Here is a 15,589-nt window from a genome sequence, read left to right as displayed (position 1 = left end):
GCCGTCCCCCGCCCGGCCGCGGCGAGGGCGGCGCGGCCGGAGCTCACCTGGCGCTCCACGCCCTGCCGCCGAGCACCTCCACCAGGGCCGCCAGGACGCCGTCGAGCCGCGGCGCCGCGCCGCCGAGCGCGCGCAGGAAGCTCACCAGATCGGGCGCGAGCTCGTGCACTGGAGAGGAATAGTCGCCAGCGGTCATGTAGATCTCCGCAGCTCCGACGCGAACGGCGAGATACAGAGCCTCGGTGTGCTCGCGCTCGACGCCGTGGTCGCACTCCGTATGCACGATGTGCCCCGGCAACAGGGCGAGCGTGAGGAGCTGCATCTCTCCCCTCTTGCTCGACGAGCTCGATTTGCGGAGGACGGTCCCCCACTCGAGCGGCGACAGGAGGACGAGCGCCGCCGGAGGCAGCGCCGCCGGCCACGGCACCCGCGAGGGCGCTGCGCCCGAGTCGAGGAGGGCCAGCCCGTCGATGGAGGCATAGAGCGCCTCGATCTGCGGGTGGAGCTCGCCGCGCTGCGCCTCGACCTCGGCCACCTCGCGTCGGCGGTCCGGAGAGGGGGCCTTCACCGCGACGGACCAGCCGGCGCGCGGCGCGGAGGAGGCGAAGCTGCCCCGCACCAGGGCGCTGCGGAGCGTGTCGTCGAGCCGGTCGTGCCGGTCGTCCGCGCGCGCCGCGCCCCGCCCCCCCGCGCCGGGCGCGGCGCGGCCCGGGTCGAGGCAAGCGTCGATGAGCTGCGCGAGCGCCGCGTCGACGGCCGGGTCGGCGCGGAGGGGGTCGCGGTCGAGGAACGGCGCGTAGCGGAGGTCGGCGGCGATGCGGGCCACCTCCTTGCGCCCGCGCGCGCCGTGGCGCCGCTCGAAGTGCGCGCGCCAGGCGTGCGCCGCCTCGGTGAGCGCCGGGAGCGCCGCGCGCACGAGCGCGTCGACGTGCTCGCCGGAGAGGACCATCCCGAACACCATCCCGCCGCCGCGCTCGACCGCGATCAGGCCCTGCAGCACCGAGATGAAGCGCGCCTGCGCCTCCGTGAACGAGAGCGCGTCGTCCGGCTGGTGGCGCGCGAGGGCCCCGGCGAACCACGCGAGCAGGCGTTCCGCACCGTCCATCGTGCCTGGCAGTCTACGCCCCGGCGCGGAGCAGGCCCAGACCAGCGCGCCAGGACCGAGGAACAGGATGGCTGTACCCGCGCGGTGATTGCCATTCAGGACAGGCGAGGGGCGCTCTCGCTCGCGGATGGAGGGCCGAGAGGATGAGCTCCGGCAAGGGATGGAGGCCAGCGGCCAGGTGCTGGGGTCGAGTTGCTGCTGTGGGTCGAGCCGACTGACGCACAGCGGCAGGAGTTGGCGACGCAGGACGCCGCGGGGCTCGCCGCCTCGATCGCCCGGATCCAGGCGCGAAAAGGCTGGCGCGTGGCGCGAGCGCCTCGCGAGCTCTGCCGCACCGGGCGCTCGGGTCGCTCCCCCGGGGCATTTCACTCCTGCAACCCACGCCTCGGGTGCTCGCCGCACCTTCCGTTACCGAGGGCGCCGGCGTAGGCTATCGGACGATGGTTGCTCCCACGGTGGTCGTGTTCGATCTCGACGGTACGCTGATCGACAGCCGAGGTGACATCGTGGCGGCGGTGAATCACGCGCTGAAGGCGACGGGGCGCGCCCCGCTACCCGGGCAGGTGATCGTCCGGTACGTGGGCGACGGCGCGCGCGCGCTGTGTGCGCGCGCGGCCAAGCTCCCCGAGTCGTCCGAGGACGTCGAGGAGCTCCTCCGTCACTTCCTCGCCTACTACGAGCGGCACCCGCTCGACTTCACCCGGTGGATGCCGGGCGCGCAGGAGATGATCGAGCGGCTCTCGGACCTCGGCGATCTGTCGCTCTGCGTCTGCACGAACAAGCCGCGCTCGACGACCAACGCGGTGCTCGCCGCGCTCGGGGTCGGCGCGCGCTTCCACGCCGTGGTAGCCGGCGGCGACATCGCCCAGAACAAGCCTGACCCGGCGCCGCTGCTCCACCTCGCCGGGCTCCTCGGCGTCCAGCCGCACCGGATGGTGATGGTCGGCGACGGCCCCCAGGACATCGAGTGCGCGCGCCGCGCGGGCGCGCGGTCGATCGCCGTCCATGGCGGATTCGGCTCGCAGCAGGATCTGCTCAACGCGCGGCCCGATGTGCTCCTCCGCACGATGAGCGAGCTCTGGGACGTCCTCCGCCGCTGGCGGGACGCGACCGCCAGGCTCGTCGCTGTGCGCTAGGCGCGCGCGCCGTCCCTCAGGCCGCGACGCCCTCGGCGATCTCCCGCCCGAACGCGGTCGCGTTGAGGATCGCGCGCAGCCGCACGCGCGCGCGGTGGAGCCGCGAGCGCACCGCGCTCTCGCTCACCGCGAGCTTCTGCGCGATCTCCTGCAGGCCGAGGTCCTCGTGGTAGTGCGCCAGCACCACGTCGCGGTAGTCCTCCGGCAGCTCGCACAGCGCCTCGCGGACGTACGCTTCCCGCTCCGCCGCCGACGCCGCGTCGTCCTCGCCGATCGTGCTGCGCATCGTCGGGAGCAGGCCGAGCTCCTCGAAGTCGAGCCCCTCGACGATGCGGGCGCGCTGCCGGCGCTGCGACCGCATCAGCATGAGCGCCTCGTTCGCCGTCACCCGGAAGAGCCACGTCGTGAAGCTCGAGTCGCCCCGGAACGAGCGGATCGTCCGGACCACCTGCAGCAGCGTCGACTGCACCAGGTCGAGCCGGTCCTCATCCGACACCGGGTAGCGCGCGAGCTGCCGCTCCACGTGCGGGCGGATGAGCCGCGTGAGCTCGTCGAGCGACTCCCTGTCGCCCTCCTTCGCCCTGCAGATCACCTCCGCGAGCGGGCCCGCGCTCGCGGCCCGGGACGACGGGCGCGACCCGACCGCGCCGGGCGGGGTGAGACCGCACGGCGCCAGAGGAGTCTCGGGCCTCGTGCTGGCGCTCGGAACATCGGTCGGAACGGCGGTCAGAGCCATGAACCATCTCTCCGTCGAGGGCGCCGCGTGCGCTTCCGGCCCACGGGCCCGGTGGTGCGCTCCGATCAGCAAACGCCTTGCCACGGCAAGCTCAACGGACGTGCGCGCCGCGTGCGCACCGCGTGCTCAGCCGGTATAAGCGGGGCCAACATGTCCAGCGACGCTCCGCGATGGGAAGCCCCCCGAGGGGGAGACCGCCACGTTTCGACGCCCGAGGTGGACCGCCCAGCGCCGTCCGTCTCCGCGCCGCCGCGCGCGCTGGCGCACCCGCTGCCCGCGGGCATGCGCGACCTCCTCCCCGAGGAGGCGCGACGCCGCCGCGCGCTCGCCAAGCGCGTCCTCGACCACTTCGTCCTGTACGGCTACCAGCCGGTCGCGCTGCCCGCGTTCGAGTTCGCCGAGGTGCTCGAGCGCGGGCTCGGCACCCTCGACGCCGCGGACGTGCTGCGCTTCATCGAGCCCGAGTCGGGCGAGGTGGCCGCGCTCCGCCCCGACATGACCCCGCAGATCGCGCGGCTCGTGGCCACGCGGCTCGCCGACGCGCCTCGCCCGATCCGCCTCTGTTACGAGGGCACCGTCTTCCGCCTGCGCCAGGGCCGGGCGCGGCGCCACCGGCAGATCCCGCAGGCCGGCGTGGAGCTGTACGGCGTCGGCACGCTCGGCGGCGACCTGGAGATGCTCCGCCTCGCCGCCTCTGCGGTGCGGGAGGCCGGGCTCGATCGGTTCGTCGTGGACCTCGGCCACGCGATGATCGCGCGCGCGCTGCTCGACTCGGTCCCGGCGGGGCTCGCGGCAGAGCTCTCGGAGGTGCTCGAGCTGAAGGACGCCTCCCGCCTCGCCGCCGTGCTGGCCAGCCCGAGGGCCGCCGACGTCCCGCGCCGCATCGTCGCGGCCATCGCCGCGCTGCCGGACCTCGCGGGCGGCGGCGAGGCCGACCCGGACGGCGCCCTGGTCTTCGGCAGGGCCGCGCAGCTGCTCTCCGGCACGCCCGCCGAGGCGCCGCTCGCCGAGCTCCGCGCCCTCTGGGACGCGGCGCGGGCGAGCCCGGAGCTCGGCCCGGCGCTCCGGGTCGACCTCGGCGAGCTCCGCGGCCTCGCCTACTACACGGGCGCAATTTTCCACGTGCTCGCCGAGGGCCCCGGGGAGGCGATCGCGGCGGGCGGGCGCTACGACATGCTGCTCTCGCGCTTCGGCCTGCCGATGCCGGCCGTCGGCTTCGCCCTCTACCTCGACGCGGTGGCCTGGGCGCGCGACGCGGCGCGCGCCGCGGACGAGCCGGCGCCGCGGGTGCTCCTCGCGGTGCGGCCGGAGCGGGCCGAGCCGCTCGCCGCCGCGCTGCGGGGGCTCGGCGTTCCGGCCGTGGCGCACCCGCCGGACCAGGATCCGGAGGGGTATGCGCAGGCGTGGCGGTTCTCCCACCTGGTGCGCGAGCGGGACGGGTCGATCGTCCTCGAGGTGCTGCCCGGCGGCGGGGAGCCGGGGGCGAGCGCCCTCCCGGCGACCCTCGACGACGTCGCGGTCGCCCAGGCGATCGTGCTGAAGACGGGGGCGACGCCGCCGGGCGGCAAGTAGACGCTCGCTCGGCACGCGAGCCTGGGGTAAAGGCGAACGTGAACCCGGACGGAGCCGCTCGGAGTGACGAGCGGGCAAGGACGGGCCACGTGATTCGGGAGGAGCTTCGGAATGACCGCGATCGTGATCGTCGGCGCGCAGTGGGGCGACGAGGGCAAGGGAAAAGTCGTCGACCTTTACACGGAGAGCGCCGACCTCGTGGTGCGCTTCGCCGGCGGACCCAACGCCGGACACACGCTGGTGGTAAACGGGGAGAAGCTCATCGTACGGCTCCTCCCGAGCGGCATCCTCCGCCCGAACGCCCGCTGCGTGATGGCGCAGGGCATGGTGGTCGACCCCGGGGTGCTCGTCGGCGAGATCGACGCTGTCGAGGCGCGGGGCTGCTCGACGCAGGGGCGGCTGTTCGTGTCGGATCGCGCCCACCTCATCTTGCCGTTCCACCCGCTGGTCGACTCGCTGCGCGAGTCGGCGGCGGCGGACGGGGTGCGGCTCGGGACGACGAAGCGCGGCATCGGCCCCTGCTACGAGGACAAGGCGTCGCGGCGCGGGGCGCGGCTCGGCGACCTGCGCGACATGAAGCGGCTCGGGCAGCTCGTCTCGCGCTCGATCGAGGCGTGGACGCCGACGCTGCGCGCGCTCGGCGGCGAGCCGCCGTCGCTCGACGCGATCCTCGAGGAGCTCGCGCCGCTGGCGCAGCGGATCACGCCGCTGCTCGCCGACACGTCGCAGCTCATCGACGGGGCGCTCCGCCGGGGTGAGCGCGTGCTGCTGGAGGGGGCGCAGGGGACGCTGCTCGACATCGATCACGGCACGTTCCCGTTCGTCACGTCGTCGTCGGCGATCGCCGGGGGCGCGTGCGTGGGGGCCGGGGTCGGCCCGACGCGCATCCGCCGGGTGCTCGGCCTCGCGAAGGCGTACTGCACGCGCGTGGGCGAGGGCCCGTTCCCGACGGAGCTCGGCGGTCCGCTCGGCGAGCGGCTGCGGTCGGTGGGCGGGGAGTACGGCTCGGTGACCGGCCGCCCGCGGCGGACCGGCTGGCTCGATCTGCCGGCGCTGCGCTACGCGGCGCGGGTGAACGGCCTCGACGGCATCGCGCTCACGAAGCTCGACGTGCTGACGGGCATGCCGGAGCTCAAGGTGTGCGTCGCCTACGAGACGCCGTCCGGGCGGACGCGGGAGTTCCCGATCGACGACCTCGCGACGGCGAAGCCGGTGCTCGAGCCGGTGGGCGCGTGGAGCGAGTCGATCGACGCCGCCCGCTCGATGACCGAGCTGCCGGCGGCGGCGCGGCAGTACGTGGAGCTGGTCGAGAAGGAGACCGGCGTGCCGGTGGACGTGGTGTCGGTCGGCGCGGATCGCGAGGCGACCATCGTCCGGCGCAACGCGTTCGCGTGACCCGGGGGGCTACGGCTCTCTCCTCATCTGTTCGATCCAGCCGCGGATCTCGTCCAGGGCCGGGCTCCGGGAATCGGGGTTTCTTGCCAGAATCGTGGCGACGGCTCTCTCCATGTACGCGATCGCTTCCGCGTTTCTCTTCACCCCCATGAGGCACCGGCCGAGCGCGATCAACGCAAGCGTGAGCGCGCTGCCGCTCGTCGGGTCGGCTACCGCCTCCTTGATGCGGAGCGCTCTCTCGGCGAGCGGGAGCGCGTCTGCCGGCCGCTCCGCCGCGAGCAGGACGTAGATTAGCGACATCATCATGTACGCCGTGTAGCGGCTTTCCCCGTGCGCCCGCTCGGAGAGGGCGACCGCCCTCACGAGGTGCTCGCGCGCCTCCTCCAGGGCGCCCGCCGTCCAGAGATAGATCCCGAGACTATGGAGCAGGCGGCCAAGCCGCGGATCGTCCGTGCCGAAGTTGGCCTCCGCGACGCGCAGCGCGCGCCGAATCCACGCGTCGGCCTCGACGAGGCGACCCGGGTCGCTGCGCGGGTTGGCCGCGACGTACGCCAGCCCGCGCAGCGGGGAGATGACCTGGGGAGCATCTCGCCCGTAAGCTCGCTCTGCCAGGTCCAGCGCGCCGCGGAATGCCTCCTCGGCTTCCACAAGTTCGCCGGCCCGCACCAACTGTCCTGCCCGGTCGAGCAGCGCCTTCAGGTCATCGCCCGTATCCATTCTATGCCCTCAGCGGCTCCTGGTGAACCCCATCAGAATACCGCCCCTGATACATTCAGGCATGCATCGAAGCATTCCTCCTCCTCGCTCTTGCGCGATGGGTCCTTCGGGCATGTTTTCGGTTCCTCGGGATTGAATCCGCATTCGATCTCGCAGCAGGTGAACGCACGGTCGATCAGCAAATTGGTGCATTTGAGGAAACGAGAATGAGGGAACCGCTCGGGGGGATCACGGTAGGGGCTCCCGGGGGCTCCGGCTTCCCCGTCTCCATCTCCGCGCGGCTCGTTCTCGCGTGCATTCTTTATCTCCTCGTAGATGCAGTAGCTTACCGAATGACCACTACCCAGGCAATCAATGAAAGCGCCCGGGCTCATGCCTGACGGGTCAGTCAGGTTGACAGGGTCGCCGATGACATAGCCATACAGGTTGGTGTCCCCGCCAGCGAAGCCGATGGGGTCCTTCGTGGTCCATCTGCCGGTCTCCGGATCATAATCGCGTGCTCCGAAGCGGACGAGCCTCGTGTCGCGATCATAGAGCCCGCCCGCGAACCCGAACGGCGTGAAGCCGGGGTTGGTGTCCGCGAGCAGGCGACCGAACTCATCGAACTCCATCTGCTGTGCCACCGCGCCGGTCGCGGTGTCCACCACCAGCCGCGGACTGCCGATGTGATCTGTCAGGATGCGGTAGGTCGAGCCTCCTTTGATCATCACATCCGGCACATTGCTGTCTCTACCATAGACGAAGCGCGCCACCACGTTTCCCGCGCCGTCGAGCTCCGCCGCAGGCTGGAGCGCGCGCCGGTAGAGGAACCCCTGCACGTTCACCCCATTCCTCCGCTTCCATATACGATGCCCCTCCCCGTCGACCAGGTAGTCAATCGTCGTGCCGTCCGGAAGCTCCGCGTGCCTCAGGTTACCGCGTGCGTCGTAGGCAAACGTCGTCGTCTGCCCGGTGGCCGTAGTGGTCACGCTCGCGAGGTCGCCCGCCGGGCTCATCGCGTAGGTCTTGCCCCCGTAACTCACGAGCCGGTCCTGTTCATCGTACGTACCGCTCTCCGGCCCCGCGGCCGATGTTCGCGCCAATCGATTGCCGTTCGCGTCATATTCGTATTGAGCCGCGAGCACGCCGTCTCGGTAGACGTCGGTCAGCCGGCCGGCGAGGTCGTACTCAACCTGGTACGTGTGCGTCTCTCCGAGAACCGTCTCGGTCCGTTCGTGGATGCGCCCGAGAGCGTCAGGTGTGAAGGTCACCTCCACCAGCGTCGCGCTGCCGGCCTGCGCGACGTACGTGTGCGCGCGGCCGTACGCGTCAGGTGTCAACGTGTCGCTCACGACGCCGATGCTGCTCCCCGTGTACAGCCCGTTCTGGGGATGCCTGAACAGCGACAGATCGCCCGCCTGCTCGAGGAGCCCGTCGGCGTCATAACCGAAGCTGATCGCCGCACCGCCGTTGATGCTCTCACTGCCGACGCGGAAATCGTTGTTGTAGATCCACTGCACTGTCCCCGATCCGCTCCCGAACCCAGCGCCGGTCCACGTCCGGCCCGTCACCAGCGCGCCATCATAGCCATACGCGAGCGATATCCCCGACGGGCCGCTCAGACTGGCGATCTTGCCCGTCGTAGGGTTATAGTTGAGGACCACCGTGCCTGTCCCAAACGGCAAGTTGGTCTGGCTGATTCGGCCCGTCGACGGTTCCCGGACATACGTCACAGCAGGCTCTCCGGGGCGAGCCGAGCTCGTGAGCAGCTGGTCCAGATCGTAGGACCAGGAGGTCTCCCTCGGCACGGATCCGAGCTCCGGAGCCAGGTAAGCCTCCATTGAATCGGCCTGATTGTAGCTAAACGTGTGCTCCGGACGCTCCGGAGGCGTCATCGTATGCACGCGCCCACCGGAGTAGTAGCTGGTCCCGATCACCTCGGCGTCGGCTCTCGTCGTCTGCGTGACGCGGCCGACTGGATCGTGAAGATAGGAGACTGGATTGAGCAGCGGGTCGACCACCGTCGTGAGCCAGCCATTGTTGCCATACGTGTACGTCCACGTCATGGTGCCTTGAGATCGCGTGTGCAACCTGCCGTCCGGGTAGTACGTAAACTCAATAGGAAGAAGCGCGAGCGTCTCGACGCGCTGGATACGTCCCTCGGCCGTGGCGATCATCTTGGACTGACGGCCCGCTGGGGATGTGTGAACAGTCGTTCTCGTGGCCTTGTCGAACACCGTGGAGAACGTGTTTCCATTGGTGATCATGAGATCGGTCAGCGAGGCAACGTCGAGGGGATCGGTGCCCGGCGCGGCGATCACGACCGAGCGCGACCGGGTGACCTGCTTCGTTCGCCCCTGCGGCGTGATCGTGGTTTCCTTGCTGACGATCGGCGACTGCATGCCGAAGCGCGGGTCGCCGGTCAGCTCCGTGGAAATCACGGTACCGTCGGGGCTCGTCACGGTCGAGACGCCAGCCTCGCTGATCTCCACCACAGTGGACAGGCCGTCGGGTCCGGTATGGACGCGCCTCATACCCCCGTCCGAGAGCGCCTCGACCCCGTGCGACTGAGCTCGCCCCATCGCCGTGGTGACCGTGACCTTGTAGCCCGACGCAGTGAACGTCCGATCGAGCTCCTTGAAGCCGCCCGCCGGGTTGGTATCCTTTGTCAGGCGTCCATCTGCATCGTATTCGAACTCATGATGGCGATCGAGCGGATCGATCAAGGAGCTCAGGAGGCCAGTGCCGGGATAGTACTCAAGCGTCGTTGTCTCGTTCGCTGGGTTGGTCATCCTCCAGAGATACCCTTCGGCATCGAGCTGGAGCGCCGTGGTCTGCCCGGTCGGCGCCACGATGCTGGTCGGCGCGCCGCTCGCGTCGCGCTGGATGGTGGTCACCTGATCGTCGACATCGGTGACCGTCGCCAATCTCCCGCCGGCATCATAGCCGAACTGGTAGAGCGTGGCCCCGAGGAGAGCGTCCTTCGTCGTGAGGTGGCGCCCCTTCTCATCGAACACGTAGTACTCGGTGACATCATCGTTCGCCACGGCGAAGTCGCCGACGCCCATACGCGGGAGCGGCGCCTTCAAGCGGACCAGAAGCGAGTTCGAGGCTTGAGAACCGTCAGTGACGACGATCTCTCCGCTCGGCGTCACGGTGAGCCCTTCCGGCCTGATGAACCACGCTTTGAGCGCTGGACCGCCGAGCCCGCAGTGCGCAGAGGAGCACCACGACGGCCGCATGGCACGATTGCCCGCGAGCGTCGAGATGATGCCGTCCGGCGCGACACGGCGCAGGGTCGGGTAGTCGTAGTCGGCAATGTGCGCGGTCGTGAAGTAGATGCTGCCGTCGGGCCCGAGCGCGAGCGATTGTGGCGCTCCCAGGAGCGCTGACGTCGCCGGGCCCCCGTCGCCCGTCTGCTGTGTACCGCCGCCGGCGCCCGCGACCGTGGTCAGGATCCCGCTCGCGTCGACGCGGCGAATGCGGTGTGAAGTGCCGCCAATCGCATTGGCGGAGTCGGCGATATAGAAGCCCCCGTCGGGCGCTGCGACCACGGAGGTGATCGAACGGAACTGGGCCTCCACGGCCGGAATGCCATCGCCGGAGTTCCCGTATACTCCGGTGCCCGCCACCGTGGTGACGATCCCGTCGGGGGCCACCTTCCGGACCTGGTTGCCCAGGGCGACGTACAAGCTGCCGTCCGGAGCGACGGAGATGGATTGGGCATTACCGAGGCCGCCGGACGTCGCGGGCACGCCGTCCGGAGAGGGGGCGCCGCTGGAGCCGTTTCCGGCGACGGTAGAGATGATGCCGTCGGGGGAGATGCGCCGGATGCGGTGGTTCGAACCGTCGTCGACGTAAATGCTTCCATCCGGCCCGATCGCGAGCTGATCCGGAAAGCGCAACGTCGCCGTCGTGGCAGGACGATTGTCTCCGTTATATCCCTGCTGATTGTACACACCGGCTACCGTGCTGATGAGCCCATCGGGACCGATCTTCCGGATGCGGTGGGTCGCCGAGTCGGAAAAGTAGATGCTGCCATCCACCCCGGCGACGACCCCCTTGGGGATGCCGATGTACGCGGAAGCGGCGCTGATGCCGTCGGCGGCAGCGGCGCTGCTCGCGGGGATCTCGCCTGCCACCCGGTGTAGGCTGTTCGGCAAGGTGCGACCGGTGCGGCGTCCGCCGTCGCCTCGGTAGAGGACGGCTGCGTTGGGATCGTAAGCGTGGTGCTCGTTGAGGCTGAGGCCTCCGAGCGCGTCCGAGCCGTTGATGCCAGCTCCTCCGATGAAGCTCTCCCAGCGACGCTCCAGAGTAATTTCTTGCCGGGACGCGCTTCCGGTGATGGCCACGTCCGAAGGGACCGCAAACGAGCGTGCGCCTGCCGCTGAAGCCGGTGTCATGTAGGCCCCGTCATAGACGTAGCCGATGTCCACGGAGGCGAGCTGCTTCCCGGCAACGACGCGCCCGAGCACGTCCTTGCCGTCCCACTCGAAGAGGTGCTGTTGATCCGGCGCGCAGGGGCACTCAAAGCTGCTCGAGAAAGTGCGCCCGGCCACGGTCACCGCCAGCTCGATCCGCTTGAGGGGCGGTGGCACGACCGCCTCCGTGAGCGGGATCGCGAGGCGATAGTTCTCCCTGCGCCCCACCGTCCGGTCGCTCTGGTAACGCAGGTCGAACGGCGTGCCGCTCACTGGCAAGCGTTCACCGAGCACCTGGTTCTCGCACTCGATGATCGAGCCAGACTCCTTGCAGGGATCGTCCGGCCCTCCGCCCGCACCCGCGCCCGCGCCCGTGCCCGCGCCCGCGCCGCTGCCGGTCCCGCTGCTGCCCGAGCCGCTCCCCGAGCTGCTATCGCCCCCGCCCGAGCCGCTGTCGCCCCCGCCCGAGCCGCTGTCGCCCCCGCCCGAGCCGCTGTCGCCCCCGCCCGACCCGCTGCCGCTCCCCGACCCGCTGCCGCTCCCAGAACCGCTGCCGCTCCCAGAACCGCTGCCGCTCCCAGAACCGCTGCCGCTCCCTGAGCCGCTGCCGCTCCCAGAACCGCCGCTCCCAGAACCGCCGCTCCCAGAGCCGCCCGGAGGCGGGCCTGCGCCAACGGGTGGGCCAAACGGCCAGTTGGCATCCCACGCCGTGAAGTGCTCCACCTGGACCCGCCACAGGCTCGTCCCCACGGTATACAGCGTGGCCAGCTCCTCGAGCTCCTCCACGCTGATCCCCAGCGCGGTCAGCGCGCTCGGGCCGTCGGCCGCGCCGTCGCCGTCGACGTCCACCGCCGCCTGACCGCCGCTCACATCGACGATCTCGATGATACGCCCGTCGTCCGCCGGCACCCACACGCCCTTCTGCGTATCATAGTAGCCGAGCGGCACGCGCATTCCGACCGGGAACTCGAGGAAGTTCTCGATATAGAACGGTATCGGCTGGCTGAACTCGACATTCGTCGCCCCGGCAGCGACCGCCTCGTCGAGCCCGAGCTCGACCGCATACGTGTACCCGCTGGTCGGCGGCAGGGTCCCCGGCATCGCCTTGGGGCCGTTCGGACCGACCGTGTACTCGGTCGCGCGCACGTGGACCTCCGCCGGCAGCGCCACCGTCATCGTCGCCCCCGGCGGGCCGCTGGGGTCCGGTACGGTCATCGTCGCCGTCGTACCCGAGGGAAAGAGCAGCGTCGCCTGGCGCGCGCCGCTCGCGTCCGACTGCACGCTCCCGCGCGCGACCTGCGCTCCGGCCGTGCTGCCCAGCGCGACGGGCGTCACCACCGGATCGCTCTCGATCAGCACGACCTCGGGCGCATTGGACCAGTGCTGCCACTGGGTGCCCACCTGCCGCTGCACCGGCAGATAGCCGGTCTTCTCGTACTTCATCGTGAGCGGCTGGCCTCCCCGCACGACCAGCTCGAAGGCCCCGTCCGCGCGCGTGAGGACCTGCCCGTAGCTCTCCGCGTCGCCCGCGCCGTGGTGCAACACGCTCACCTTCACGCCCGAGATCGGAGCGCCCGCCCGTGTAGCGACCTTGCCCTTGACGACCGCCACCGAGACCGGGTCGACCGTCGCGGTCACGCCCGTCTGCGGCGCGTTCGGCCCCTGGTAGATGCAGCCCACAGCGTCGATGAGCCGCGTGGCCACGGTCGGATCCAGCGCCGGACAGGCCACGTGCGTGACCGCGCCGGTCGCCGGATCGCACGTGTCGATCGTGCTCGGATCGCTGTCGTCCGTCGAGATGGGCGTGTGCACGATGCCCAGCACCGGGTCGCAGGTGTCGGTCGTGCACGCGTCGCCGTCGTCGAGCGTACCCGTGCAGGTAGACGCGGTCGTGTAGCAGACCTCGAGGCTCGGCCGCTCGGCCACGTTCGGGTCCTCGCTGCTCCGGAAGGAGGTGGTGAGGACCGGCGCCTCTTCCAGCAACACGCCGTGGTTCGGGGTGGTTCCCGCGAGCCACGCCGCGGCGAGCGCGGTCAGATCGGCCGTGCGGATCCCGACGCCGGGCAGCGACTGAAATGACGCTGCGATCGCCGGATCGAAATCGGTACCGTTCGCCAGGCTCTGCCAGGTCACCGTTGGCTCGGTCCACGGCGAGAGGATCCGGTGGATGTTGATGGTGCTGGTGCTCGTATCGTCCCGGTAGATCTGCCGGAGGCGCAGCGTCGCGGAGGCGACCTGCGCCGCGGGGGGCACCGGCGAGAGGTCGAAGCGGAGGACGGCGTGCCGCACGCCGACGCCGGCCAGCGTGCCCGTACGGATCAGCACGGTCGAGTCGCTCCATGTCGGGAACGCCTCCCAGATCGTCCCGTCCTCCACCGCGCCGAGCGTCCCGCGCTGTATCTTCACGCAGGTCGGGTCCTCAGCGCCCGCCGCGAGCTTCGCGGTGCCGTGCCGCTCCTCCTCGGGCGAGCCCGAGCTGCAGCCGGCGCCGAACGCGATGGCGCTCAGGAGGGCGCCTTTCGCGAGAAGGAGGTACCTTCGCCGGTACCTGCTCGGCGGCTCGAAGATCTCGAGCGCTCGAGGAGATCCTCGTCGATGTCGTCTCGCGAGCGATCTAGCTCTTATTTCAAACATCATTGTCTCCGCGGTCTGGAGCGCGTGCACCACGAGAATGCGAGATGTGCGCGCCGGCCTCGCCTCGCCCGCGGTCGCCTCGGTCAATCACGCCTAGCCGCATTGACACGCGAGGTGCTCACGAGCGCCCTAAGAACATCCAGCGCGCGACCGAGCAACCCACGTGCCAGTCGGCGTCCCTTCCCTCGCTCGGCATCGGCGACGCTCGATCGTCATTCGCCCCGGGCACGCGCTCAGCAGACGACCGTACGACGGTGAACGTGCACGATCACGTGCCAGCGTGCCAGCGTGCCAGCGTGCCAGCGTGCCAGCGTGCCAGCGTGCCAGCGTGCCAGCGCGCGCATGACGGGCCGGCCGTTGCCGGCAGCCAAGCTCGGTGAAGTCAGGGAGCAATCTCACCAGCGCTATGAGGCGACCATCGTCCGGCGCAACGCGTTCACCTGAGGGTGCGCGATCCGCCCTGGGGATGGCGTTCTCCGTGCTCTGCACGGTACGGCTCCAGTCGCCGCGATCAACACGCGATGGGACGACGCTGGCTTGGACCAGCTGACCACGGCAGCAACGAGCAGAAGCATGCCTGGGATAACGAGGATAGCCACGCTGAGCGAGGCTGCTTTGGCGACCGCGAGACGCCACAGCAACATGGCTGCATCACCTCACGATCGCCGCCACAGCCTGACCGCTTCGACCATGACGTCAGCGTCGCGGCCACGATGAACCCCGTGATGTTGAAGAAGAAGAGCAACCTATCGGTCACGCTCACCGCTACGGGCAGTGATAGCGGCACGTTGATCCCTCGCCACGAAGATGACCAGCTTCGTGGCGGTGTCGTACAGCCCGCCGGCGAAACCAGCCGCGGGCTCGACGGCCTCGAGCGGAACGTGGCAGCGAGCGCATCCAGCGTGCGCGAATTGAAGGCCCCGCGACCCGAAAGGATGGTGACCGAGCCGCCGGGGCGGCAGGATGTGGATCTGGTCGAGAAGGAGAGGGGCCGGCTGACGTGGTCTCGGTCGGCGCTTGGTCGCGACGCGACGCTCGTACGGCGCAACGCCGTCGCGCGGCAGCGCACGACGCCATGTCGGTCCGCGACAGGCGCGGCGGATCGTGGGCTAACGGGAGCGCCGGCGCACCGGCGTCATCCGCCGCCTGGCGTGCGGGTACCGCCCTGGGTGCCGCTGCCGCCCTGCGTGCCGCTGCCGCTGCCGCCCTGGGTGCCGCTGCCGGGTGTGCGGGTGCCGCCACCCTGGGTGCCGCTGCCGCCGCCCTGCGTGCCGGTTCCGCCCTGTGTGCCGGTCCCGCCGCTCGGTGGCACGAAAGAGCCGCCACCCTGGGTGCCCGAACCGCCCGGCGTGCCGCCCGTGCCGCCGCTCGGCGTGCCCCCACCCGGCGTGCCGCCCGTTCCGCCGCCCGGCGTGCCGCCCGTTCCGCCGCCCGGCGTGCCGCCCATGCCCCCACCCGGCGTGCCGCCCGTGCCGCTGCCCGGCGTGCCGCTGCCCCAGTCGGTCGTGCCGCCCTGGGTGCCTCCTCCCGGCGAGCCCATCTCCCCGCCAGGTGTCGTGCCCGTGCCGGGGCTGCCGGTCCCGGGTGTTCCCATCCCTTCGGTGCCGCCGGGGGTCTCCCCGCCTGTCTGCCCGGCCCCGGGCGAGGTCGTTTGTTCGCCGCTTCGGCTGCCCCCGCAGGCCATCAGCGGCAGCGCGGCCAGGACTACCAGAAACATGCTTCGCATCGTGTGTCTCCCAGGTCGTCTGCGTTCGCGGCTCGTGCCGAGCCGCCGGCGATGCGGACGCGTCCATGCGCACGATGGCCGCCCCAGGGCCCGGCGTAGCGTCCCACGCTCGACAAGCTGGAGCCGGAACGAGCCCTCGGGATCGAGACGAGGCCGGAACGGCGCATC

8 protein-coding genes are annotated in these 15,589 nt (G+C 70.7%); 3 read left to right on the top strand and 5 right to left on the bottom strand.

Annotation, left to right across the window (positions count from 1 at the left end; translation table 11 throughout):
* Positions 1–43: 43 nt before the first annotated feature.
* The gene (locus WME89_RS51830; protein WP_438006889.1) at positions 44–1,105 is read right to left on the bottom strand and encodes a hypothetical protein; all 1,062 of its coding nucleotides are present in this window, start codon (positions 1,103–1,105) and stop codon (positions 44–46) included.
* 440 nt (positions 1,106–1,545) lie between these two features.
* Between WME89_RS51830 and WME89_RS51825 the strand changes: the two genes are divergently transcribed.
* Positions 1,546–2,241, top strand: a complete 696-nt coding sequence (locus tag WME89_RS51825; RefSeq protein ID WP_438006888.1) for an HAD family hydrolase — start codon at positions 1,546–1,548, stop codon at positions 2,239–2,241.
* A gap of 16 nt (positions 2,242–2,257) precedes the next feature.
* Here WME89_RS51825 and WME89_RS51820 read toward each other — a convergent pair whose 3' ends face one another.
* Positions 2,258–2,977 carry an RNA polymerase sigma factor gene (locus tag WME89_RS51820; protein WP_438006887.1) on the bottom strand — a complete coding sequence of 240 codons (720 nt, stop codon included), beginning with the start codon at positions 2,975–2,977 and terminating at the stop codon, positions 2,258–2,260.
* 216 nt (positions 2,978–3,193) lie between these two features.
* Between WME89_RS51820 and hisZ the strand changes: the two genes are divergently transcribed.
* The gene (gene hisZ, locus WME89_RS51815) at positions 3,194–4,549 is read left to right on the top strand and encodes an ATP phosphoribosyltransferase regulatory subunit (protein ID WP_438006886.1); all 1,356 of its coding nucleotides are present in this window, start codon (positions 3,194–3,196) and stop codon (positions 4,547–4,549) included.
* Positions 4,550–4,660: 111 nt separating this feature from the next.
* Positions 4,661–5,944: an adenylosuccinate synthase gene (locus WME89_RS51810; protein WP_438006885.1), complete on the top strand. Its 1,284-nt coding sequence runs from the start codon at positions 4,661–4,663 to the stop codon at positions 5,942–5,944.
* A 9-nt stretch (positions 5,945–5,953) separates the two neighbouring features.
* On the opposite strand, the gene WME89_RS51805 is transcribed toward WME89_RS51810, so the two are convergent.
* From WME89_RS51805 to WME89_RS51795, 3 genes are all read right to left on the bottom strand, one after another.
* Positions 5,954–6,661, bottom strand: a complete 708-nt coding sequence (locus WME89_RS51805; RefSeq protein WP_438006884.1) for a tetratricopeptide repeat protein — start codon at positions 6,659–6,661, stop codon at positions 5,954–5,956.
* 32 nt (positions 6,662–6,693) lie between these two features.
* Complete coding sequence (locus WME89_RS51800) at positions 6,694–13,782, bottom strand: DNRLRE domain-containing protein (protein WP_438006883.1); 7,089 nt, start codon at positions 13,780–13,782, stop codon at positions 6,694–6,696.
* Between the two features lie 1,048 nt (positions 13,783–14,830).
* Positions 14,831–15,412 carry a hypothetical protein gene (locus WME89_RS51795; protein ID WP_438006882.1) on the bottom strand — a complete coding sequence of 194 codons (582 nt, stop codon included), beginning with the start codon at positions 15,410–15,412 and terminating at the stop codon, positions 14,831–14,833.
* Positions 15,413–15,589 lie beyond the last annotated feature (177 nt).

The sequence above is a fragment of the Sorangium sp. So ce321 genome (assembly GCF_051530195.1).
GTDB lineage: Bacteria > Myxococcota_A > Polyangia > Polyangiales > Polyangiaceae > Sorangium.
The sequence above is the reverse complement of the archived record's forward strand: the minus strand, read 5'-3'. Positions and strand labels throughout refer to the sequence as shown.